Annotated in this window: 15 protein-coding genes and 3 rRNA genes; 6 read left to right on the top strand and 12 right to left on the bottom strand. The window is 67.9% G+C overall.

Annotated elements, in window-relative coordinates:
• Positions 1-62: 62 nt before the first annotated feature.
• From hpf to mtnA, 6 genes are all read right to left on the bottom strand, one after another.
• Positions 63-755 (bottom strand): ribosome hibernation-promoting factor, HPF/YfiA family, encoded by a 693-nt coding sequence (hpf, locus tag QF035_RS31800; RefSeq protein ID WP_373466762.1) that lies wholly within the window; start codon positions 753-755, stop codon positions 63-65.
• 314 nt (positions 756-1,069) lie between these two features.
• Entirely contained in the window at positions 1,070-1,969 is a 900-nt protein-coding gene (locus QF035_RS31795) for a ComF family protein (protein WP_307523871.1), read from the bottom strand.
• Positions 1,970-2,110: 141 nt separating this feature from the next.
• The gene (locus tag QF035_RS31790; RefSeq protein WP_307523870.1) at positions 2,111-3,958 is read right to left on the bottom strand and encodes an LpqB family beta-propeller domain-containing protein; all 1,848 of its coding nucleotides are present in this window, start codon (positions 3,956-3,958) and stop codon (positions 2,111-2,113) included.
• Positions 3,948-6,017, bottom strand: a complete 2,070-nt coding sequence (gene mtrB / locus QF035_RS31785) for an MtrAB system histidine kinase MtrB (RefSeq protein WP_307523869.1) — start codon at positions 6,015-6,017, stop codon at positions 3,948-3,950. The genes QF035_RS31790 and mtrB overlap by 11 nt, the downstream gene beginning before the upstream one ends.
• 1 nt (position 6,018) lies before the next feature.
• A complete protein-coding gene (gene mtrA / locus QF035_RS31780; RefSeq protein WP_188114266.1) occupies positions 6,019-6,708 on the bottom strand; it encodes a two-component system response regulator MtrA in 690 nt (229 codons plus the stop codon).
• Between the two features lie 8 nt (positions 6,709-6,716).
• Complete coding sequence (mtnA, locus tag QF035_RS31775) at positions 6,717-7,862, bottom strand: S-methyl-5-thioribose-1-phosphate isomerase (protein WP_307523868.1); 1,146 nt, start codon at positions 7,860-7,862, stop codon at positions 6,717-6,719.
• A gap of 140 nt (positions 7,863-8,002) precedes the next feature.
• Here mtnA and QF035_RS31770 point away from each other — a divergent pair, with 140 nt between their 5' ends.
• The 5 genes from QF035_RS31770 to QF035_RS31750 are packed head-to-tail and all read left to right on the top strand — an operon-like array spanning position 8,003 to position 13,676.
• Positions 8,003-9,409, top strand: a complete 1,407-nt coding sequence (locus QF035_RS31770) for a glycerophosphoryl diester phosphodiesterase membrane domain-containing protein (RefSeq protein ID WP_307523867.1) — start codon at positions 8,003-8,005, stop codon at positions 9,407-9,409.
• 4 nt (positions 9,410-9,413) lie between these two features.
• Positions 9,414-10,163 (top strand): DUF4129 domain-containing protein, encoded by a 750-nt coding sequence (locus QF035_RS31765; protein ID WP_307523866.1) that lies wholly within the window; start codon positions 9,414-9,416, stop codon positions 10,161-10,163.
• Complete coding sequence (locus QF035_RS31760; protein ID WP_307523865.1) at positions 10,160-11,377, top strand: DUF4350 domain-containing protein; 1,218 nt, start codon at positions 10,160-10,162, stop codon at positions 11,375-11,377. Before QF035_RS31765 ends, QF035_RS31760 begins: the two co-directional genes overlap by 4 nt.
• Complete coding sequence (locus QF035_RS31755; protein WP_373466761.1) at positions 11,374-12,366, top strand: AAA family ATPase; 993 nt, start codon at positions 11,374-11,376, stop codon at positions 12,364-12,366. Before QF035_RS31760 ends, QF035_RS31755 begins: the two co-directional genes overlap by 4 nt.
• Complete coding sequence (locus tag QF035_RS31750; protein ID WP_307523864.1) at positions 12,366-13,676, top strand: DUF58 domain-containing protein; 1,311 nt, start codon at positions 12,366-12,368, stop codon at positions 13,674-13,676. The genes QF035_RS31755 and QF035_RS31750 overlap by 1 nt, the downstream gene beginning before the upstream one ends.
• Before the next feature lie 119 nt (positions 13,677-13,795).
• Here the strand turns inward: QF035_RS31750 and rrf are convergent.
• The 4 genes from rrf to QF035_RS31730 all read right to left on the bottom strand — a co-directional run bounded on the left by rrf (position 13,796) and on the right by QF035_RS31730 (position 20,587).
• Positions 13,796-13,912 (bottom strand): 5S ribosomal RNA (rrf, locus tag QF035_RS31745).
• An 87-nt stretch (positions 13,913-13,999) separates the two neighbouring features.
• Positions 14,000-17,123 (bottom strand): 23S ribosomal RNA (locus QF035_RS31740).
• A gap of 319 nt (positions 17,124-17,442) precedes the next feature.
• Positions 17,443-18,972 (bottom strand): 16S ribosomal RNA (locus QF035_RS31735).
• Together the 16S, 23S and 5S rRNA genes form the textbook arrangement of a ribosomal RNA operon.
• A gap of 607 nt (positions 18,973-19,579) precedes the next feature.
• Complete coding sequence (locus QF035_RS31730; RefSeq protein ID WP_307523863.1) at positions 19,580-20,587, bottom strand: stage II sporulation protein M; 1,008 nt, start codon at positions 20,585-20,587, stop codon at positions 19,580-19,582.
• Between the two features lie 117 nt (positions 20,588-20,704).
• Here QF035_RS31730 and QF035_RS31725 point away from each other — a divergent pair, with 117 nt between their 5' ends.
• Positions 20,705-21,712: an RDD family protein gene (locus QF035_RS31725; RefSeq protein ID WP_307523862.1), complete on the top strand. Its 1,008-nt coding sequence runs from the start codon at positions 20,705-20,707 to the stop codon at positions 21,710-21,712.
• A 25-nt stretch (positions 21,713-21,737) separates the two neighbouring features.
• Here QF035_RS31725 and QF035_RS31720 read toward each other — a convergent pair whose 3' ends face one another.
• Both QF035_RS31720 and ahcY read right to left on the bottom strand, forming a co-directional pair.
• Positions 21,738-22,352: a hypothetical protein gene (locus tag QF035_RS31720; RefSeq protein ID WP_055618236.1), complete on the bottom strand. Its 615-nt coding sequence runs from the start codon at positions 22,350-22,352 to the stop codon at positions 21,738-21,740.
• A gap of 91 nt (positions 22,353-22,443) precedes the next feature.
• Entirely contained in the window at positions 22,444-23,901 is a 1,458-nt protein-coding gene (gene ahcY, locus QF035_RS31715) for an adenosylhomocysteinase (protein ID WP_143642772.1), read from the bottom strand.
• Positions 23,902-24,086: the final 185 nt, after the last annotated feature.

Genomic DNA, 24,086 nt, shown 5'->3' with positions numbered 1-24,086 from the left:
CACTCCAGGGGCACCACTGGGGCTCGCCCCGGCCGAAGGCCGAGGGAGCTCACCGGGCGAGGTCAGCCGCCCAGCGCCCCGCCTGCCGGGGCCTGCTGCGCCTTGGCGACCATCGGGTCCGTGCTGAGGTGGATGACGCCGTAGTCGTACGCGTGCCGCCGGTAGACGACACTCGGTTCCTTGGTCTCGGAGTCGACGAACAGATAGAAGTCGTGCCCGACCAGCTCCATCTCGTAGAGCGCCTGGTCGAGCGTCATCGGGGACGCGACGTGGGTCTTCTCGCGGACGACGAGGGGGCCGTCACCCTTCACCTCGAGCGAACCGATCTTCTTGGTCGGCACCGCCTCGGGCTCTTCCTCGTGAACCACACTGCCGTTCCCGTTGAGCGTCGCCGCGCCCGGGACGTGGTCGGCGACCTCGGCTGCCGAGATCCTGCGGGCTCCACGGCGCGTGTACCGCTTGTCGTGCTGCTTGCGCAGCCGCGCTTCCAGCTTGTCTGCCGCCAGGTCCAGCGCCGCGTACGGATCGCTTGCCGCTGCCTCCGCCCGGATCACCGGACCGCGGGAGTGAAGCGTGATCTCCACTCGGTCGGAGCGGTCGGCCTGTCGGGGGTTGGGCTCCTTGGACACCTCGACGTCGAGGCTGATCACCTTGCCGTCGAGCTTCTGGATCTTCTCCAGCTTCAGCTTCTCGGCCACGTGCTTGCGGAACCGCTCGGGCACCTCGGTCTTGCGGCCCTTGACGACGATGTCCACGCAGAACTCCGTTCCCGGATCACTCCGCATCGACGGCGGAGCATCTCCCTTTTGCACCAGGCTCCAGCGACTCCCGGAGCCTCGGACTCGGTGACTTCCACCTCCTCCTCCCCCGCGGGCAAGATCTCCACCCACTGTCGCGGGTGATTGCAGAAAACCCACGGCACGGCATTCCGATATGCGAGGGACGGCGTCCGCCATTCCCTCACAACCGAACATATCTCGCCTGGACGGATGGCGTCACCCTCTACTGCGACGTACCTCCATTCAGGTGAATGGAACCTCTCACTACCTGCAACGACGCAACTTCTCTGTCAGTTCCGGTTTATTTCGAAAGATGCCGGAGTCGCCGCGACCACAGCCGCTGCGAGCATGCCTTCGGCGCCGTTCGTACCTCTCATTTCCCTGACCGCTTCTGGTCGTCCTACACCTGCCGCCGTCGTTTGAGACATCCCTTCCCCTGTCACTTTGGGTGTTACTCGGCCGTAAGGACCGGTTCCCGCCACGAGAACGGCACTCAAAGCCCGTGCCGCCTCCGTCAGGGACGCGCCCGTGGTCATCAGGTCGTCGACGATCACGACTCGTCCGCCGCCGTTCAGCAGCCGCGCGCCTCCCGCGGGCACCTCCAGGGCGCCGGCCAGATTGTCCAGCCGCTGCCGGGAGTTGAGCCCCGACTGGTCGGCCACGGCACGCCGCTGCCGCAGTACGGCGACTACCCGGGCAGGCGTCCCCGTACGCCGCAGTTCACCCGCAGCGGCGAGCGCGATCCGCCGTGCCGGGTCGTGCCCCCGCGCCCGGACCGCCCAGGGCGCGGACGGCACGGGAACGAGCGACACTGGAGTCCTGGAGCCACCCGCTCCGACGGGTACACCGGGTCCACCAGGCACGAGCCCGGCAGCCCCAGCCCCGCTCCCGCCGCCGGTCGCGAGCCCCGCCCGTACGGCCCCCGCCAGAGCCGCACCCAGAGGTCCCGCGAGCATCAGCGCACCCCGTTCCTTGTGGGCGAGGAGCACCGCGCGCACCTCGTCCTCGTACGGAGCCGCCGCGTGCACCACCGGCAGCCCCGGTGGTTCCGGCTCCGGTCGCACCCGGCTCGGTACGGCCCCCGTCAGGGCGGCACGGCACTCCGGGCAGAGCACCGTGCGAGGTCTCCCACAGCCTCCGCACTCGGCCGGCAGCACCAGGTCGGTGAGATCCTGCCACCACCCCCGCATGCCCACCACTGTGCCAACGCCCGGGCGCCCCGGCCACCCCTGTGGACAACTCCCTGTGGACAACTCCGGGCAACCACAGGGACGTTGTCACCCACACGAGGGAAACCGACCGACGCACCGCCACCACGGCCGGGCCAGGGCTCACCCCGGATAGACCGGCGCCATCCCCTTCTTGACCACCGTCTGCCACTGGGCCCCGGACGAGAGCCGCACGATCCCGTCCTCCGAGTGGGCCACCAGGGGCAGCCGCTCGTCCTCGGAGGCGGCGATCTCCTTCACGCCGGTGAGCGCGGCGGGTGCCGGGCCGACCGGTGTGGAGCCGTCGACCTGGACGTACTGGATCTGCTGCACGACCCGGGCCTCGCGTCCGACCACGACCAGCCGGCTGTCGCCGGCCCAGGACATGGCGGTGACCTCTTCCAACTGCGGTGCGACGGACCGCAGTTCGTGGATGGAGACGGACGGCTTCCCGTCCGATCCGTTCTGCCGCTCGATCCGCCCCATGAGCAGGGTCGTCCTGTCGTCCTTCCGCACGATCAGCGCGATCCGCACCCCGTCCGCGGCCACCCGCACCGCCTCGATCCGCCCTTCGAGGCTGGGCGTCGTGACCACCAGAGGCTCACCCGCGCCCTTCGCGAGCAGCAGCAGTTCGGAGCTCTTCGGGTCACGGTCGGCCACCCACAGGTCCCCGCTCGCGTCCCAACTGGGCGTCGTCAGCCCGTCGTCCTCCGACTTGGCCTTGCTGCGCAGCACGGGCTCCCCGAGCGAACCGCCCGACGCGAGCGACCCGACGTACAGCGAGCGCCCGTCGAGCGACACCCCGGCGGCAGTGTCCTCGTCCCGCGAGACCGCGGCCGCCCGCAGTGCCTTGTCGCCGTCGCCGAGCGCACCCGGCACCGGCTCGGGCGCCTGCTCGCTGCCCGTGCTCGCTATCCGGACAAGCCGCTTCTCACCGTCGATGAAGTACTCGTACTCCGCGCGCTTCGCCGGGCCGTGGGCGACGTAGATCTCGGCCTTGTTCGCTCCGAGCGCACACGACTGCGTGCCGTCCGAACGCTGCAGCTCCACCTCGTCGATACCCGTGGGCGTCAGGTCCTGGAGGGTGAACAGGAGCTGGGCCGCCATCTCCATGCACACGGACTGGCCGATCCGGTCGGCCTTGTCGTTCAGCGGCACCGTCAGTCGGTTCTGGTCGTCGGGCGCGAGCGTCTTGACGCCCTTCTTCAGCGCCGTACCGGTGGGGAAGCTGGACCTGACGACCGGCTTGAGCCAGCTCGTCGGCCCCTTCAGGAGCGAGCGGACCATCTGCGTCACCGGGTCCACCTGCTCGCGCACGTAGACGGGGTCGGCGACCGCCCCGAGCTGATCGTCCGACCTGCCCGACGTGTTCGACGCGAAGTAGTACTTGTTGACGGACAGGTAATTGCGCTGGAAGTCGGACTTGCCCATCACCAGGCCCTGCGGCAGCTCGTCGATGCGCCACTGCCTGGTGCCGTCCTTCTCCTTGTACTTCGCGAGGTGCACGAGCTCGCTGTACGTTCCCGCGGCGGGTTCGTACGCGAACTGCGAGTCCACCTTGGCGACCCTGGTGCCGGTCAGCGAGTACACGTAGTCGCCGGTCGCCTCCCGGCTGCCGCTGTGCTCCGCCGCGGTGTTCGGCCCGTCCGCGAGCACCGTCGTCGACTGGTTCGGACGCCACTCCTTGGACGCCTCGCCCGTCAGGTACTTGCGTGCCGTCTCGAACCCCGGATCGTCGCTGGTCAGCGCCTCCAGGAAGCCCTGCACGATCTCCTCGGGCTGCGCGTTCTCCCGCGGCGGCATGGCGAAGACCCGGACCTGCGGGTCGGGCCGCTGCGAGGCCTCGACCCCGCGCAGGTCCCCGCCGTCCGGCATCGAGGCGCATCCGGTCAGCAGTACGGCCCCGCAGACGCCGTACGTCATCAGACGCACCGGACGCCGACGGCCGCCCCGATCGCGGTCAGCGCCCACGTGATTCCTCCCCCTGCTTCAACTGTTCCGGCTTCTCACCGGTTCCCCGGCCGTCCTCGGACGGGGCTTCCTCCGCCGCCTCGGTGCTCTGGCCGCGCGTTTCCGCGGTGGGCCGCGGCACCACGCGCGCGCCGTTGCCGGGCAGAGCGGCCGGGTCCACGGCGCCCGTCACCTGGGGGGCGAGCTGCGAGCGCGCCTGCATGGGCGGCGGCCCGGTGCGCTCGCTGACGGGCTGCGCGGGCACTGTGGCCAGCTTCTGCGTGCCGCCGAGCGGCAGCCCCGCGTCGTTCAGTCCGCGGTTGCGCCGCGAGTCCTTGGGCTCCAGGGGTATCGGCGAGCCCCGCAGCGGCTCGTCCGCGGTCCGCGGCAGCGTCAGCCGGAACTGCGAGCCGCCCCCCGGCTCGCCCCAGGCCTGCAGCCAGCCGCCGTGCAGCCGCGCGTCCTCCAGGGCGATGGACAGGCCGAGGCCCGTACCGCCGGTCGTGCGCGCGCGTGCCGGGTCGGCCCGCCAGAAGCGGCTGAACACCCGGGTCGCCTCGCCGGGCTTGAGCCCCACTCCGTAGTCGCGCACCGCGACCGCGACGGCCCCGCCCGCCGCGGCGAGTTTGACCACGACGTCCTTGCCCTCGCCGTGCTCCACGGCGTTGACGACGAGGTTGCGCAGCACCCGCTCCACGCGCCGGGCGTCCGCCTCGGCGACCACCGGCTGCTGGTCCCCGACCACCTGTATGTGCGTGCCCTTGCGGTCCGCGAGCGGCTCGGCCCCGCTGACGACCCTGCGTACGACCTCCCGCAGGTCTATCGGCTCGGCCTCCAGGGCCGCCGCGCCCGCGTCGAAGCGGCTGATCTCCAGCAGGTCCGCGAGCAGCGTCTCGAACCGGTCCAGCTGGTCGGCGAGCAGCTCGGCCGACCGTGCGGTCATCGGATCGAAGTCCACGCGCGCGTCGTGGATGACGTCGGCCGCCATCCGGACCGTCGTCAGCGGCGTCCGCAGCTCGTGCGACACGTCGGAGACGAACCGCCGCTGCATCCGCGACAGGTCCTCCAACTGCTGGATCTTGAGCTGCAGGTTCTGCGCCATCTTGTTGAAGGCCTCGCCGAGCCGCGCGATGTCGTCCTCGCCGGTGACCTTCATACGTTCCTGGAGGCGCCCGGCGGACAGCCGCTCGGCGATCCCGGCGGCCATCCGGACCGGCGTGACGACCTGGCGCACCACGAGCCAGGCGATCGCCCCGAGCAGCACCACCACGAACAGCCCGGCCGTCGCGAGCGTCCCCTTGACGAGGCTGAGCGACTTCTCCTCCTGCGTGAGCGGGAAGAGGTAGTACAGCTGGTACGGGACGTTCTTGGGGTCGTTGAGCTGGGTGCCGATGATCAGCGCCGGCTGGGAATCCTGGCCGTTGGTGTAGAAGATGCGCGTGTAGCTCTGGGCCGCGCCCGTGCCCTCGTCGACCCGGTCACGCAGGTCCTCGGGCACGCTGAGGCTCCAGTCGACGAAGCCCGACGCACGCGGTCCCAGACCCCTGCTGTCGTTGTCGGCGGAGGCGGTGCTGAGGGTCACGACACTGAAGGCGCCCTGGCCGCCGCTGGACAGCGACTCCACGAGAGCGCTCATCCAGCCGCTCACGTTCTGCACGGGGTTCTCGTCCGAGCCCGGGCCGTCGTCCGCGCCGGCCGCGCTGTCGGCCTCCTGCTTGGCGACCGTGAACCCGCCCGTGGCCTGGCTCTGCGAGGCCTTCACCTTGGCGTCCAGCAGGCCGTTGCGCACCTGCCCGATCACGACGAAGCCCAGCAGCAGGACCACACCCAGCGACATCAGCAGGGTCGTGACGACGACCTTGAGCTGGATGTTGCGCCGCCACAGCCGCATGACGGGCAGCAGCGGACGGCGCACCCAGCGCATGAACAGCCGAAGGACCGGGCTGCCCTGGACTCCGCCCTGCAGCAGCCCGCCCTCGGTGAACTGTCCCCAGCGGGAGCCCGTCGTCTTCCGGCCGACAGGCCGCCCCGCGCGGGTCCCCGGCTGGCCGGGCGCCGAAGCGGCACTGTCCCGGGACATGTCAGCTCGGTCCGGCCTTGTAACCGACGCCACGGACGGTCACCACGATCTCCGGCCGCTCCGGGTCCTTCTCGACCTTGGAGCGCAGCCGCTGCACATGGACGTTCACCAGGCGGGTGTCCGCCGCGTGGCGGTAGCCCCACACCTGCTCAAGGAGCACCTCACGCGTGAACACCTGCCACGGCTTGCGGGCCAGCGCGACCAGCAGGTCGAACTCCAGCGGAGTCAGCGCGATGGACGCCCCGTCCCGCTTCACAGAGTGACCGGCCACGTCGATGACCAGATCGCCGATGGCGAGCTGCTCGGGCGCCGGCTCCTCCGACCTGCGCAGCCTGGCCCGGATCCGGGCCACCAGCTCCTTTGGCTTGAACGGCTTCACGATGTAGTCGTCCGCGCCCGACTCCAGGCCGACCACGACATCGACGGTGTCGCTCTTCGCGGTGAGCATCACGATCGGTACCCCGGACTCCGCCCTGATCAGGCGGCACACCTCGATACCGTCCCGGCCGGGAAGCATCAGGTCCAGGAGCACCAGGTCGGGCTTGCTCTCACGGAAAGCGGCCAGCGCCTTGTCGCCGTCGGCTACGAAAGACGGCTCAAAACCTTCACCACGCAACACAATGCCGAGCATCTCGGCCAGTGCGGTGTCGTCATCGACGACAAGGACTCGTCCCTTCATAAACGACATCATCCCATTAACTAAATCGTTACCTGGCGTGACCTGTCACACAGCTCTTCTAGCGCCTCAGCCGTCACAGGAGACACGGCGCCCTCCTCGGTGACGATCGCAGTCACCAGCTCGGGCGGCGTCACGTCGAACGCCGGGTTGTACGCCTGGGTCCCCAGGGGTGCCACCGGTATCCCGCCTCCCGCTTCCGCTCCCGCCACCGGCACCTGGGGTGCTGTGATCTCCGTCACTTCATGTCCGGCACGCTGCTCGACCTCGATCGCTGCTCCGTTCGGAGTGTCCGGATCCACCGTCGTCACCGGCGCCACCACGATGAATGGCACATGGTGGTACCTGGCCAGCACCGCGAGCGGATAGCTCCCCACCTTGTTCGCCACCGAACCGTCGGCCGCGATCCGGTCGGCACCGATCAGCACCGCGTCCACCTCTCCCGCCGAGAACAGCGATCCCGCCGCGTTGTCCGTGAGCAAGGTGTACGCCATTCCGCTCCGCGCCGCCTCATAGGCCGTCAGGCGAGCACCTTGCAGCAACGGCCGCGTCTCGTCCACCCAGAGCCTGCGCAGCCGCCCCGCCCGGTGCGCCGCGAGGGCCACCGCGAACGCCGTGCCCTCGCCCCCGGACACCAGCGCACCGGTGTTGCAGTGCGTCAGGATCCGGTGGTTTCCGCCGGGCAAAAGCTCATCGAGAAGCGCCAGCCCGTGCGTGGCCATCCGGGCGCTGGCCTCGGCGTCCTCCGCGTGCAGCGCCCTCGCTGCGGCCAGCGCGGCATCGGCGGCCTGCTTCTGGTCACCACCGCCTCGCAGGGCCGCGAGGTGGGCCGCCTGGGCCCTGCGCGCCCCGTACGAGAGGTTCACCGCGGTCGGCCGGGCACTGGCGAGCGAGGCCGCGGCCTCGTCCACGTCGAACCCTCGGGCGGCGGCGAGCGCGACCCCGTAGGCCCCGGCGATGCCGAGCAGCGGCGCCCCGCGAACGGCGAGCGTACGGATCGCCTCCACGAGGGCGGGCGCGTCCGTGCACACCAGCTCGACCTCCTCGGCGGGCAGCCGTGTCTGGTCGAGGAGGACCAGCACAGGGCCTTCCGGCGGCTCGTCCCAACGGATCGCCGGAATCTCGGTGGGCCGCTGGTTCTCGCGGGATTGCGCGTACTGATCAGCCATCCGCCCAGTCTGCCCCGTACCGGCCGGACAATTGAAGGTGTGCAGCCCATACGGCAGCCGGTCACTTCCCGGCCACACCGTGGCACGATGGCTGCCAACCTGCCGCCGCGACCGCGGACGGGCACCGTGAAGGAGCGACGATGAAAGACACTCCGGGCTGGGCATCGCCCGGATCTGCCCCCTCCGACGGGCAGAACGGACAGGAGCCGACGGCTTCCGGCCCTGCCGAGCCCGCGGACCGGCCCGGTCCCACGGAGCCTGCGGGCCAACCGGGCGCCGACCCGTCCGGCCCCGGCCCGAAATGGTCCAAGGAGCAGCCCCCGCCGGCCCAGTGGCCGTCCCCCGGCAGCCCCCAGGACACCCCGCCGCCACCCCCGCCCAACCCCGGCTGGGGCGGCGGCCAGCCCCCCGCGGGCCCGGGCTGGGGCGGCCAACCGCCCGCCGGCCCCGGCGGGTACGGCGGCTACGGAGGTCCTGGTGGCTACGGCGGCCCCGGCGGTTACGGCCCCGGCGGACACCCGGGCTGGGGAGGCGGCTGGGGCGGTCCCCCGCCCGCGGCCAAGCCCGGCGTCATCCCGCTCCGCCCGCTCGGCGTCGGCGAGATCCTCGACGGCGCGGTGTCGACGATGCGTACGCACTGGCGCACCGTGCTCGGTATCTCGCTGACTGTGGCGGTCTTCACGCAGATCGCCGTGATCCTGCTCCAGGGCTTCGTCCTGGACGACAGCGCCAGCACGGAGACCCTCAACGACCCCAGCGCCACCGCCGGCGAACTGTCGCGCGCCCTGGGCGACAGCCTCCTGAACTCCGGCGCCGTCCTGCTGATCACCCTGCTCGGCACGATCGTGGCGACCGCCCTGCTCACGACCGTGACCAGCCGCGCCGTGCTCGGCAAGTCGGTGACCACCGCGGAGGCCTGGAGCGACGCCCGGCCGCAGCTGCCCAAGCTCTTCGGCCTGACCTTCCTGCTGCCGCTCATCGCCATCACGGTCGGCGCCCTGGGCACACTGCCCGGCATCCTCGTCGGCCTCGCCGGCGGAGGTGACGGCGCCATCGCGCTCGCCGTCTTCGGCGGCCTGGCCGCGGCCGTCGTCGCGCTCTGGCTGATGATCCGCTTCTCGCTGGCCTCGCCCGCCCTGATGCTGGAGAAGCAGAGCGTTCTGAAGTCGATGAGCCGCTCCGCGAAGCTCGTCCGCGGCTCCTGGTGGCGGGTCTTCGGCATCCAGCTGCTCGCCACGATCATCGCGAACATCGTGGCGTCGATCATCGTGATCCCCTTCGCCTTCCTCGCCTCCGCGCTCAGCGGCGAGGGGGTCACCGGCTTCCTCAACACCGGCACCGGCGACCTCGGCTGGACGTTCCTCGTCATCAGCGGGATCGGCTCGGTGATCGGCTCCATGCTCACCTTCCCGATCACCGCCGGCGTCTCCGTGCTCCTCTACATCGACCAGCGCATCCGCCGCGAGGCACTCGACCTCGACCTGGCCCGCGCGGCCGGCGTCCAGGACTACGGCTCCGGCGCACCCGGCTCCACCCCGGGGAGCTGACGGAGTGAGCCTGGCGGGGGGAGTTCTCACAGCGGTGCTGGCGCTGCCACGCGCCAACGACACAGCCGTACTCGCGCTGTCGCGTGGCGAAGGCGAACCGCCGGTCACGATCCCGCGCGACCCCGCGCAGGAAGCGGCCCGGCGCGAGCTGTCCAAGCGGATGTACCACGAGAACGACCCCAGCCTTGTCGAACGCGCCCTGGACGCCTTCTGGGAGTGGGTCGACAAGCTGTTCAACGCCGCCTCCGCCGCGACACCGGGCGGCGCACTCGGCCTCCTCGTCGTCGTCCTGGCGGCCCTGGCCCTCATCGGCGCCCTCTGGTGGCGCCTCGGCACCCCACGCCGCGGCCCGACATCGGCGGCCCCGCTCTTCGACGACCGGCCGCGCAGCGCCGCCGAGCACCGCGCGGCCGCCGAGGCACACGCGGCCCAGGCCCACTGGAACCAGGCTGTCCAGGAGCGCATGCGCGCCGTCGTGCGCTCCTTGGAGGAACGCGCCCTGCTCGACCCCCGCCCCGGCCGCACCGCCGACGAGGCCGCCGCCGAAGCGGGCCGCACACTCCCCGCCCACACGGACCGACTGCGTGCCGCCGCCCGGGACTTCGACGACGTGACGTACGGCGGACGAACGGCCGGCCCGGACACGTACCAACGCCTCTCGCAACTCGACCGCGAACTGGAACGCACCAGGCCGGTCCTCGCGAGCAGCACCCACAACACGGCCCACAGTGCCCACCAGGGGGCCGCCGAGTGACCACCGAGGCCCCCGCACCCGAGGCGCCCGAGGCCACCCCGCCGTCCACCTCGGCCTCTCCCACCGCCCGTCAGCTGTGGACCCGCTCGCGCGGTGTGCTGCTCGCGCTCGTGGTCCTCCTGGCGGCGGCCGTCGCCATCGCCGCGGTCCGCTCGGACGCCGAGAGCGGCAGCCTCGACCCGCGCTCCGCAGACCCCTCCGGCAGCCGCGCCGTAGCCGAACTCCTCGCCGACCGAGGTGTGTCCACCCGCGTGGTCACCACCCTGGAAGAGGCCGCAGCCGCTGCCGGCCCCGACACGACCCTGCTGGTCGCCCGCCCCGACCTGCTGACCGACCGTCAGCAGGACAGCTTCCACTCGGCGGTCACGAACGCCGGCGGCCGGACCGTCCTCGTCGCCCCCACCACCCCGTCCGTCGGGACCCTCGCCCCGGGAGTCGACGCCGACCCCGCGCCCAGCTTCGACACCACGCTGTCGCCCAACTGCTCCCTGCCCGCCGCCCGACGAGCCGGCAAGGCCGAAACGGGCGGCATCCGCTACACCACGACCGCGCCCGGCGCCGACTCCTGCTACCCCGGTGACGGCCTGCCCACCCTGCTGCGCATCCCGGCGGCCGAGGGGAACGGCGACACCGTCGTACTCGGTGCTCCCGACATCCTCCAGAACGAACGCCTCGACAAGCAGGGCAACGCCTCGCTCGCCCTCCAACTGCTCGGTTCCCGCCCCCACTTGGTCTGGTACCTCCCCTCGCTCTCCGACGACTCGGCCACCGACGCGGGTGACCGCAGCTTCCTCGACCTGATGCCCTCCGGCTGGCTCTGGGGCACGCTGCAGCTCTTCTTCGCCGCGATCCTGGCCGCCCTCTGGCGCGCCCGCCGCCTCGGCCCGCTCGTGCCCGAGAAACTCCCCGTCGCGATCCGCGCCTCCGAGACCGTCGAAGGCCGCGCCCGCCTCTACCGCAAGTCCAACGCCCGCGACCGCGCCGCCGCGGCTCTGCGCTCCACCACCCGCACCCGCCTCGCCCCCCTCGTCGGCGTTTCCCCCGCCCAGGCGCACGCGCCCGAGGCTCTGCTCCCCGCCCTGTCCGCCCAGCTCCGCCGGGAAGGGCAGGCCCTGCACTCACTCCTCTTCGGGCCGCCGCCCCGCGACGACGCGGCCCTCATCGCTCTCGCCGACCAACTCGACGCCCTCGAAAGAGAGGTACGCCGTCCATGATGGCCCCGACCACTGACAACGCCGGGTACACCGGGGATCCGGGCACCGCCCGCTCCTCCCTGGAAGCCCTGCGCGCCGAGATCGCCAAAGCCGTGGTCGGCCAGGACCCCGCCGTGACCGGCCTCGTCGTCGCCCTCCTCTGCCGCGGACACGTCCTGCTCGAAGGGGTCCCCGGAGTCGCCAAGACGCTGCTCGTCCGGGCCCTGGCATCCGCACTCGAACTCGACACCAAGCGCGTCCAGTTCACCCCCGACCTGATGCCGAGCGACATCACGGGCTCCCTCGTCTACGACTCCCGCACCGCCAAGTTCTCCTTCCAGCCGGGCCCGGTCTTCACGAACCTCCTCCTCGCCGACGAGATCAACCGCACCCCGCCCAAGACCCAGTCCTCGCTCCTCGAAGCGATGGAGGAACGCCAGGTCACGGTCGACGGCACCCCCCGCCCGCTCCCCGAGCCGTTCCTGGTCGCCGCAACCCAGAACCCGGTCGAGTACGAAGGCACGTACCCCCTCCCCGAAGCCCAGCTGGACCGTTTCCTCCTGAAGCTGACGATCCCTCTCCCGTCCCGCCAGGACGAGATAAACGTCCTCAGCCGCCACGCGGAGGGCTTCAACCCGCGCGACCTGCGCGCCGCCGGCGTACGCCCCGTCGCCGGCCCCGGGGACCTCGAAGCCGCCCGCGCGGCGGTCGCCAAGACCACGGTCTCCCCGGAAATCACCGGCTACGTAGTGGACATCTGCCGCGCCACCCGCGAATCCCCGTCCCTCACCCTCGGCGTCTCCCCGCGTGGCGCGACGGCGCTCCAGGCCACGGCCCGCGCCTGGGCCTGGCTGACCGGCCGCGACTACGTCATCCCCGACGACGTGAAAGCCCTCGCGCTCCCGACCCTCCGCCACCGCATCCAACTCCGCCCGGAAGCAGAGATGGAGGGCGTGACGGCCGACTCGGTCATCAACGCGATCCTCGCCCACGTCCCCGTACCCCGCTGATGGCCCTCACCGGCCGCGCCGCCCTCCTGGCGGCCCTCGGCACCCTCCCCGTCGGCATCTGGGAACCCAGCTGGACAGGCATCCTCGCCGTGAACGTCCCGCTGGCCCTCGCCTGCGCCTGCGACTTCGCCCTGGCAGCCCCCGTACGCAGCCTCGGCCTGACCCGCTCCGGCGACACCTCGGCACGCCTCGGAGAAACAGCCGACGTCACCCTCACGGTCACCAACACGTCCAACCGCCCTCTGCGCGCCCGCATCCGCGACGCCTGGCCCCCGAGCAGCTGGCAGCCCGGCACGGAGATCGCCGCGTCCCGCCACGAACTCACGGTCCCCGCAGGCGAACGCCGACGCGTCACAACCCGTCTGCGCCCCACCCGCCGCGGCGACCGCCACGCGAACCGCGTCACCATCCGCTCGTACGGCCCACTCGGCCTCCTCGCCCGCCAGGGCAGCCACAGAGTCCCCTGGACGGTACGCGTCCTGCCCCCCTTCACCAGCCGCAAGCACCTGCCCTCGAAGCTGGCTCGCCTGCGCGAACTCGACGGTCGCACCAGCGTCCTGACCCGCGGCGAGGGCACGGAATTCGACAGCCTCCGCGAGTACGTCCCCGGCGACGACACCCGCTCGATCGACTGGCGCGCCACCGCCCGCCAGACCACGGTCGCCGTACGCACCTGGCGCCCCGAACGCGACCGACACATCCTCCTGATCCTCGACACGGGCCGCACGTCGGCGGGCCGCGTCGGAGACATCCCCCGCCTCGACGCCTCCATGGACGCGGCCCTCCTCCTCGCAGCCCTGGCCTCCCGAGCCGGCGACCGCGTGGACCTCCTCGCATACGACCGTCGCGTACGGGCCCTCGTACAGGGCCGGTCCGCAGGCGATGTCCTTCCCTCCCTGGTCAACGCCATGGCCCGTCTCGAACCGGAACTCCTCGAAACGGACGCCCGCGGCCTGACCTCCACCGCTCTCCGCACGGCCCCCCGCCGCTCCCTGATCGTGCTCCTCACGACCCTCGACGCGGCCCCCATCGAGGAAGGCCTGCTTCCCGTACTCTCCCGCCTCACCCAGCGCCACACAGTCCTCGTCGCTTCGGTGTCCGACCCCCACATAGAGCGCATGGCAGCCGCAAGGGGAAACACCGAAGCCGTGTACGAGGCCGCCGCGGCAGCACAGGCTCAGGCAGAGCGTCACCGCACCGCGGAACAACTCACCCGCCACGGCGTGACTGTCGTCGACGCCACCCCGAACGACCTGCCGCCGGCCTTGGCGGACGCGTATCTGGCACTCAAGGCAGCGGGCCGCCTTTAATCACTGCAGAAATGCAGGGGACAGAGAGCAGGGGCGGGGGCAGGGAAAGAGCCGCCATAAACAGCCCTGAAACGCAAGAAAGCCCCCGCACCGAAGTGCGGGGGCTTTCTCCAATATTTGTTCGGCGGTGTCCTACTCTCCCACAGGGTCCCCCCTGCAGTACCATCGGCGCTGTAAGGCTTAGCTTCCGGGTTCGGAATGTAACCGGGCGTTTCCCTCACGCTATGACCACCGAAACACTATGAAACTGTCAACCGGAGCCGTGGCCTTGGCTACGACGGTTGTTCGTGGTTTCAGAACCAACACAGTGGACGCGAGCAACTGAGGACAAGCCCTCGGCCTATTAGTACCAGTCAGCTTCACCCCTTACGGGGCTTCCACATCCGGCCTATCAACCCAGTCGTCTACTGGGAGCCTTAACCAATCTAGTTGGTGGGAATACTCATCTCGAAGCAGGCTTCCCGCTTAGATGCTTTCAGCGGTTATCCCTCCCGAACGTAGCCAACCAGCCATGCCCTTGGCAGGACAACTGGCACACCAGAGGTTCGTCCGTCCCGGTCCTCTCGTACTAGGGACAGCCCTTCTCAATATTCCTACGCGCACAGCGGATAGGGACCGAACTGTCTCACGACGTTCTAAACCCAGCTCGCGTACCGCTTTAATGGGCGAACAGCCCAACCCTTGGGACCGACTCCAGCCCCAGGATGCGACGAGCCGACATCGAGGTGCCAAACCATCCCGTCGATATGGACTCTTGGGGAAGATCAGCCTGTTATCCCCGGGGTACCTTTTATCCGTTGAGCGACGGCGCTTCCACAAGCCACCGCCGGATCACTAGTCCCGACTTTCGTCCCTGCTCGACCCGTCGGTCTCACAGTCAAGCTCCCTTGTGCACTTACACTCAACACCTGATTGCCAACCAGGCTGAGGGAACCTTTGGGCGCCTCCGTTACTCTTTAGGAGGCAACCGCCCCAGTTAAACTACCCATCAGACACTGTCCCTGATCCGGATCACGGACCCAGGTTAGACATCCAGCACGACCAGACTGGTATTTCAACGACGACTCCACAGACACTGGCGTGCCCGCTTCACAGTCTCCCAGCTATCCTACACAAGCCGAACCGAACACCAATATCAAACTGTAGTAAAGGTCCCGGGGTCTTTCCGTCCTGCTGCGCGAAACGAGCATCTTTACTCGTAGTGCAATTTCACCGGGCCTATGGTTGAGACAGTCGAGAAGTCGTTACGCCATTCGTGCAGGTCGGAACTTACCCGACAAGGAATTTCGCTACCTTAGGATGGTTATAGTTACCACCGCCGTTTACTGGCGCTTAAGTTCTCAGCTTCGCACACCCGAAAGTGCACTAACCGGTCCCCTTAACGTTCCAGCACCGGGCAGGCGTCAGTCCGTATACATCGCCTTACGGCTTCGCACGGACCTGTGTTTTTAGTAAACAGTCGCTTCTCGCTGGTCTCTGCGGCCACCCCCAGCTCACGGAGTAAATCCGATCACCAGTGATGGCCCCCCTTCTCCCGAAGTTACGGGGGCATTTTGCCGAGTTCCTTAACCATAGTTCACCCGAACGCCTCGGTATTCTCTACCTGACCACCTGAGTCGGTTTAGGGTACGGGCCGCCATGAAACTCGCTAGAGGCTTTTCTCGACAGCATAGGATCATCCACTTCACCACAATCGGCTCGGCATCAGGTCTCACCCTTAATGTGCGACGGATTTACCTATCACACGGGCTACACCCTTACCCCGGGACAACCACCGCCCGGGCTGGACTACCTTCCTGCGTCACCCCATCACTCACCTACTACAGGTCTGGTCCGTCGGCTCCACCACTCCCCTTTGCCCGAAGGCTCCAGGGCGGCTTCACGGACTTAGCATCGCCTGGTTCAATGTTTGACGCTTCACAGCGGGTACCGGAATATCAACCGGTTATCCATCGACTACGCCTGTCGGCCTCGCCTTAGGTCCCGACTTACCCTGGGCAGATCAGCTTGACCCAGGAACCCTTAGTCAATCGGCGCACACGTTTCTCACGTGTGTATCGCTACTCATGCCTGCATTCTCACTCGTGAACCGTCCACCACTAGCTTCCGCTGCGGCTTCACCCGGCACACGACGCTCCCCTACCCATCCCAGCGGGCGTTGGCCCTATATGCTGAAATGACACGACTTCGGCGGTACGCTTGAGCCCCGCTACATTGTCGGCGCGGAATCACTAGACCAGTGAGCTATTACGCACTCTTTCAAGGGTGGCTGCTTCTAAGCCAACCTCCTGGTTGTCTCTGCGACTCCACATCCTTTCCCACTTAGCGTACGCTTAGGGGCCTTAGTCGATGCTCTGGGCTGTTTCCCTCTCGACCATGGAGCTTATCCCCCACAGTCTCACTGCCGTGCTCTCACTTACCGGCATTCGGAGTTTGGCTAAGGTCAGTAACCCGGTAGGGCCCATCGCCTATCCAGTGCTCTACCTCCGGCAAGAAACACACGACGCTGCACCTAAATGCATTTCGGGGAGAACCAGCTATCACGGAGTTTGATTGGCCTTTCACCCCTAACCACAGGTCATCCCCCAGGTTTTCAACCCTGGTGGGTTCGGTCCTCCACGACCTCTTACAGCCGCTTCAACCTGCCCATGGCTAGATCACTCCGCTTCGGGTCTTGAGCGCGCTACTAAACCGCCCTGTTCGGACTCGCTTTCGCTACGGCTTCCCCACACGGGTTAACCTCGCAACACACCGCAAACTCGCAGGCTCATTCTTCAAAAGGCACGCAGTCACGACTGTATGTGCAAGCACATACAGCGACGCTCCCACGGCTTGTAGGCACACGGTTTCAGGTACTATTTCACTCCGCTCCCGCGGTACTTTTCACCATTCCCTCACGGTACTATCCGCTATCGGTCACCAGGGAATATTTAGGCTTAGCGGGTGGTCCCGCCAGATTCACACGGGATTTCTCGGGCCCCGTGCTACTTGGGTGTCTCTCAAACGAGCCGTTGATGTTTCGACTACGGGGGTCTTACCCTCTACGCCGGACCTTTCGCATGTCCTTCGCCTACACCAACGGTTTCTGACTCGTCTCACAGCCGGCAGACTGTGAAAGAGAGATCCCACAACCCCGTACACGCAACCCCTGCCGGGTCTCACACGTATACGGTTTGGCCTCATCCGGTTTCGCTCGCCACTACTCCCGGAATCACGGTTGTTTTCTCTTCCTGCGGGTACTGAGATGTTTCACTTCCCCGCGTTCCCTCCACACACCCTATGTGTTCAGATGTGGGTGACAGCCCATGACGACTGCCGGGTTTCCCCATTCGGAAACCCCCGGATCAAAGCCTGGTTGACGGCTCCCCGGGGACTATCGTGGCCTCCCACGTCCTTCATCGGTTCCTGGTACCAAGGCATCCACCGTGCGCCCTTAAAAACTTGGCCACAGATGCTCGCGTCCACTGTGCAGTTCTCAAACAACGACCAACCACCCACCACCCCACCCCTTTACGGGCGAGTTCACTGGGGCCGGCACTGAAGACAGACCTTGCGGCCATACCTTCAGACACCCAACAGCGTGCCCAACACCCTCGCCACCCGTGATCAGCTTTCCACGCCCCGAAGGACAGTACTTGCAGCCCGAGATGACTGAGAGTGCCGAATAATCAACGTTCCACCCATGAGCAACCAGCATCAGACATTCGCCGATGTACTGGCCTCTGGACCGGCAGGCAGAGCCTGTCAGCCAAGAAGTGCTCCTTAGAAAGGAGGTGATCCAGCCGCACCTTCCGGTACGGCTACCTTGTTACGACTTCGTCCCAATCGCCAGTCCCACCTTCGACAGCTCCCTCCCCACAAGGGGGTTGGGCCACCGGCTTCGGGTGTTACCGACTTTCGTGACGTGACGGGCGGTGTGTACAAGGCCCGGGAACGTATTCACCGCAGCAATGCTGATCTGCGATTACTAGCAACTCCGACTTCATGGGGTCGAGTTGCAGACCCCAATCCGAACTGAGACAGGCTTTTTGAGATTCGCTCCGCCTTGCGACATCGCAGCTCATTGTACCTGCCATTGTAGCACGTGTGCAGCCCAAGACATAAGGGGCATGATGACTTGACGTCGTCCCCACCTTCCTCCGAGTTGACCCCGGCAGTCTCCTGTGAGTCCCCACCATCCCCGAAGGGACGTGCTGGCAACACAGAACAAGGGTTGCGCTCGTTGCGGGACTTAACCCAACATCTCACGACACGAGCTGACGACAGCCATGCACCACCTGTCACCCGACCACAAGGGGGGCACCATCTCTGATGCTTTCCGGGCGATGTCAAGCCTTGGTAAGGTTCTTCGCGTTGCGTCGAATTAAGCCACATGCTCCGCTGCTTGTGCGGGCCCCCGTCAATTCCTTTGAGTTTTAGCCTTGCGGCCGTACTCCCCAGGCGGGGAACTTAATGCGTTAGCTGCGGCACCGACGACGTGGAATGTCGCCAACACCTAGTTCCCACCGTTTACGGCGTGGACTACCAGGGTATCTAATCCTGTTCGCTCCCCACGCTTTCGCTCCTCAGCGTCAGTAATGGCCCAGAGATCCGCCTTCGCCACCGGTGTTCCTCCTGATATCTGCGCATTTCACCGCTACACCAGGAATTCCGATCTCCCCTACCACACTCTAGTCTGCCCGTATCGAATGCAGACCCGGGGTTAAGCCCCGGGCTTTCACATCCGACGTGACAGACCGCCTACGAGCTCTTTACGCCCAATAATTCCGGACAACGCTTGCGCCCTACGTATTACCGCGGCTGCTGGCACGTAGTTAGCCGGCGCTTCTTCTGCAGGTACCGTCACTTTCGCTTCTTCCCTGCTGAAAGAGGTTTACAACCCGAAGGCCGTCATCCCTCACGCGGCGTCGCTGCATCAGGCTTTCGCCCATTGTGCAATATTCCCCACTGCTGCCTCCCGTAGGAGTCTGGGCCGTGTCTCAGTCCCAGTGTGGCCGGTCGCCCTCTCAGGCCGGCTACCCGTCGTCGCCTTGGTGAGCTTCTACCTCACCAACAAGCTGATAGGCCGCGGGCTCATCCTTCACCGCCGGAGCTTTCAACCCCCACAGATGCCTGTAGGAGTGTTATCCGGTATTAGACCCCGTTTCCAGGGCTTGTCCCAGAGTGAAGGGCAGATTGCCCACGTGTTACTCACCCGTTCGCCACTAATCCACCCCGAAGGGCTTCATCGTTCGACTTGCATGTGTTAAGCACGCCGCCAGCGTTCGTCCTGAGCCAGGATCAAACTCTCCGTGAATGTCTGCCGGTAATCCGGCGTAACACCACGAGAGCGGAACAACCGGGCGGAATAAGCCCGACTGTTCACAACGTCCTCGCTGTGCGCCTGCCGAAACAAAATGCCCGGCAGGACTTTTTCAAAGGAACCTCCACCCACCACATGACATGGTGGACGGGGTATCAACATATCTGGCGTTGATTTTTGGCACGCTGTTGAGTTCTCAAGGAACGGACGCTTCCTTCGTACTCACCCTCTCGGGCTTTCCTCCGGGCTTCCCTTCGTGTTTCCAACCTTACCAGATCCGTTTTCCGTTCCGTTTCCGGTCGGAATTCATTTCCGGTGGCCAGTTGGAAGGCCTTTGCCTATTCGATTGCCTTGCGGCTTTCTTTCGGCGAGTCCGACTTTATCAGAAGTTTTTGACCGGCCTGACCGGCCACTCGTTCCTGATTTATTCGGGAAGGTGCTTCACCGGAACCGAATTCCAGGAAGCTGACAGATGCTAAACCGTCGCCGCCGGACTTGTCCAGTTCTAGGCAACTGTTCAAATCTACCTCCCCACACGTCCCGTGTCAACGGTTTTGTGGGGCGAAGAGGAGAGTAGCAGCTCAGCAGACGTGCCTGCACATCAGGCGGCGGTCGGTACGGAGGCGCTGCGTTCGGCTTCCTCGACGTCGCCCGTCTCGCCGGCCCGCGCCGCGCGACCGCCCAGGATGTAGACGTACGCGAGGAAGAACAGTTCGGCGGCTATGCCGATGCCGATGCGGGCCCAGGTCGGGAGGCCGGACGGGGTGACGAAGCCTTCGATGGCACCCGAGACGAACAGGACCAGGGCCAGGCCTATCGCCATGCCCAGGGCGGCTCGGCCCTCCTCGGCGAGGGCGGAGCGGCGGCTTCGGGGGCCAGGGTCGATGACGGTCCACCCGAGGCGTAGTCCCGTACCGGCCGCCACGAAGACGGCGGTCAGTTCCAGGAGGCCGTGCGGGAGGATCAGGCCCAGGAAGGTGTCGAGGCGGCCCGCCGAGGACATCAGGCCGATGCCCACGCCCACGTTGAGCATGTTCTGGAAGAGGATCCAGACGACCGGCAGGCAGAGGAAGGCGCCGAGTACCAGGCACATCGCGGCGGCCTGGGCGTTGTTCGTCCACACCTGGGCGGCGAAGGACGTCGCCGGATGGCTCGAGTAGTAGGTCTCGTACTCGCCGCCGGGGCGGGTGAGCTCCCGCAGGTCGCTCGGGGCCGCGATCGAGGACTGGACCTCCGGGTGGGTGCCGATCCACCACCCCAGGAGGACGGCGACCGCCGTGGAGAGCAGCGCGGTGGGGACCCACCAGTGGCGTGAGCGGTAGACCGCGGCGGGAAAACCGTGCGTGAGGAAGCGGGTCACATCGCGCCAGGAGGCACGGCGGGTGCCTGTCACGGCACTACGCGCGCGTGCCACGAGTTGACTGAGGCGGCCGGTCAGCTGGGGGTCCGGGGCGCTCGACTGGATCAGGGAGAGGTGTGTCGCCGTGCGCTGGTAGAGGGCGACGAGTTCGTCGGCCTCCGCGCCGGTGAGGCGCCTTTGGCGTCCGAGGAGTGCGTCGAGCCGGTCCCATTCGGCTCGGTGGGCGGACACGAAGACGTCGAGGTCCATCGGGTTGGCTGCTCCTCGGCTGCTCGTCGTGTGGTCAGCTTGTCGCACTGCGGCGCGATGTGCCCTCAGCTTGGCAGACTGGCTGTCCTCGGGGCAGTTCGGGGAAGGACGGCGGGCGTGAGTGAGCTTGTGACGGGCGAGGCGGTGGCGCTGGAGCTTCGCCCCGCGAAGCTGCCGAGCCGGGTGCTGGCCGTGGTGCTCGACCTGGCGGTGGCGGTGGCCGCCTATGTCGCGGTGACCATTGCCCTGGTGGCGTCCACGGCCGCGCTCGACGAGGCGGCGCAGATGGCGGTCTCGATCGCCGCGTTCATTCTTCTGCTGGTGGGCGGGCCGATCGCCGTGGAGACGCTCAGTCATGGGCGGTCGCTGGGGAAGCTGGCGTGCGGGCTGCGGGTGGTGCGGGACGACGGCGGGCCGATCCGGTTCCGGCACGCGCTGGTGCGTGGGGCCGTCGGTGTGATCGAGATCCTGATGACGTTCGGGGTCGTGGCGTGCATCGCCTCGCTGGTGTCCGCGCGGGGACGGCGGCTCGGTGATGTGTTCGCGGGGACTCTGGTCGTACGGGAACGGATTCCCGCCGGGCGTACGGCCTTCGTGCCTCCGCCGCCGCCTTGGCTTGCGGGGCGGTTCTCCGGCCTTGATCTGTCCGGGGTTCCGGATGCGCTGTGGCTGGCTGTGCGGCAGTACCTGACGCGGATGCAGCAGTTGGATCCGCAGGTCGGCTGGGCGATGGCGGAACGGCTCGCCGCCGATGTCGCGGAGCGCACCGGGGCTCCGGCGCCGCAGGGAGTGCCGCCGGCGGCGTATCTGGCGGCCGTGGTGCAGGAGCGGCAGGCCCGGGAGGCCCGGCGGGCGTTCAGTGGCGGGGCTGCTGGTCCTGCCGCGGGTGGGCAGATGGCCGGGGCGCCAGGCACACCGAGTACGCCAGGTACGAGCAGGCCCGTGACGCCGTACGGGACGGTGCCTTCGCCGGAATCGGCGTACTCGGCTTACCCGTCCTACCCGGCCCCACCGGCTTCGCCGTCCTCCGCCCACTCGGCTCCGGCACCGGCCCCCGCCCCGGCACCGACCCCGCAGGACGCCGGCGCCGAGCGTCCCGCCACCGGGTTCGCCCCACCCGCGTAGCTCCCCGGCTTCCCCAGCACCTTCGTCAGGCAAACACCGAGGGCGGGGATTCCAGGTCCTCCAGCTCGATGCCGGGCGCGGAGAGGATCACGTCGCCGGAGAGGTGCACGGCGTGCTGCTCACCGGTGTCCAGGGCTGTGACCTGGTATTCCTCCACGGTCAGGGGACCGTTGTCAGTGGCGTGTGTTTCTCTCGTGATCAGGGCCCAGGACTGGTCCAGGGTGCGCGGGGCGAGGACCGGGTCCGTGAAGGCGACGAGGCGTACACGCGTGGCGGAGGCATCGGGGGTGAGGCGCAGCAGACGTGCGGTGGCGATGAGGAACGCGGGGGATGTGCCGGTGAAGGCGTGGGCGCGGACATTGCCTTCGGTGGCGTGGGCTCCCGTGGGGTCGGTGCGGACCCAGGTGACGCCATCCAGGGCGGCACCGCGGACCTGCCAGCCCGAGGCGTGGAGTTCGAGGCGGATGGGGCGGCCGAGGTCGTCGAGTGCGAGGTCGACGGAACCGGCAGGGTCGCCGGAGGGGGCGGTCAGTTGGGAGACGTAGCGCCAGCCGGAGGGGCCGGGCGCGCAGTGGAAGTGTTCTTCGGCGAGGGGGGTGTGGTCGTGCGGGTCATGGAGCGAATATCGGCCGCGGGGCATGGTGGCTCGGGTCCTCGTAGGGGGCAGGCCCCCGCCGGTGACGACGGGGGCCTGCTGACAACCGTTGGGTGAGCGCGCCGGGTTCGGCTGCTCAGTAGCGGTAGTGGTCCGACTTGTACGGGCCCTCGACCTCTACGCCGATGTAGCTCGCCTGCTCCGGGCGGAGCGTCGTGAGCTTCACGCCGAGCGCGTCGAGGTGGAGGCGGGCGACCTTCTCGTCGAGGTGCTTGGGCAGCACGTAGACGTCGGTCGGGTACTCCTCGGGCTTGGTGAACAGCTCGATCTGGGCCAGGGTCTGGTCCGCGAACGAGTTGGACATCACGAACGACGGGTGGCCGGTCGCGTTGCCCAGGTTCAACAGGCGGCCCTCGGAGAGGACGATGAGCACCTTGCCGTCGGGGAACTTCCAGGTGTGGACCTGCGGCTTGACCTCGTCCTTGACGATGCCCGGGATCTGCGCGAGGCCGGCCATGTCGATCTCGTTGTCGAAGTGGCCGATGTTGCCCACGATCGCCTGGTGCTTCATCTTGGCCATGTCCGAGGCCATGATGATGTCCTTGTTGCCGGTCGTGGTGATGAAGATGTCGGCCTTGTCGACGACCTCGTCGAGCGTCGTGACCTGGTAGCCGTCCATCGCCGCCTGCAGTGCGCAGATCGGGTCGATCTCGGTGACGATCACGCGGGCGCCCTGGCCGCGCAGGGACTCCGCGCAGCCCTTGCCCACGTCTCCGTAGCCGAGGACGACCGCGGTCTTGCCGCCGATGAGGACGTCGGTGGCGCGGTTGATGCCGTCGATCAGCGAGTGGCGGCAGCCGTACTTGTTGTCGAACTTCGACTTGGTGACGGCGTCGTTCACGTTGATCGCCGGGAACAGGAGGGTGCCGTCACGGTGCATCTCGTACAGGCGGTGGACGCCGGTGGTGGTCTCCTCGGTCACGCCGCGGATCTCCGAGGCGACCTGGGTCCACTTCTGCGAGCCGTTCGAGATCGTCCGGGTCAGGAGCCCCAGGACGACGCGGTGCTCGTCGGACTCGGCGGTGTCGAGGGACGGGACCTTGCCGGCCTTCTCGTACTCGACGCCCTTGTGGACGAGCATGGTGGCGTCACCGCCGTCGTCCAGGATCATGTTCGGGCCGCCGGTGGGGGTGTTCGGCCAGGTCAGCGCCTGCTCCGTGCACCACCAGTACTCCTCCAGCGTCTCGCCCTTCCAGGCGAAGACCGGGATGCCCTGAGGGTTGTCGGGCGTGCCGTTCGGGCCGACGGCGATGGCGGCTGCCGCGTGGTCCTGGGTGGAGAAGATGTTGCAGGACACCCAGCGGACCTCGGCGCCCAGGGCGACCAGGGTCTCGATCAGGACGGCGGTCTGCACGGTCATGTGCAGCGAGCCCATGATGCGGGCGCCGGCCAGCGGCTGGGAGGCGGCGAACTCCTTGCGGATCGACATCAGGCCGGGCATCTCGTGCTCGGCGAGGGTGATCTCCTTGCGACCGAAGTCGGCCAGGGAAAGGTCGGCGACCTTGAAGTCCTGTCGGTTGTCGACAGTGGTCATGCGAGCTGCTCCTCGGGTTGGGCGAGGTCGGTTGGGCTGGTCTGCGCGGCGGCGGGCAGGACGTGCGTCCACGGGGCACACGAATGCCCGGTGCCTTGCGCAGCGCAGTCCGTCGGAGGCCCTCTCTCCCTCGGTCGGCCCGTACGGGGCCGCCCGACCGCCATCAGCAGCGACGTCTGGCTCGG

Source organism: Streptomyces umbrinus, from assembly GCF_030817415.1.
Taxonomy (GTDB): domain Bacteria; phylum Actinomycetota; class Actinomycetes; order Streptomycetales; family Streptomycetaceae; genus Streptomyces; species Streptomyces umbrinus_A.
Note: the sequence above shows the minus strand (reverse complement) of the source record. Positions and strands in the feature narration are given on the sequence as shown.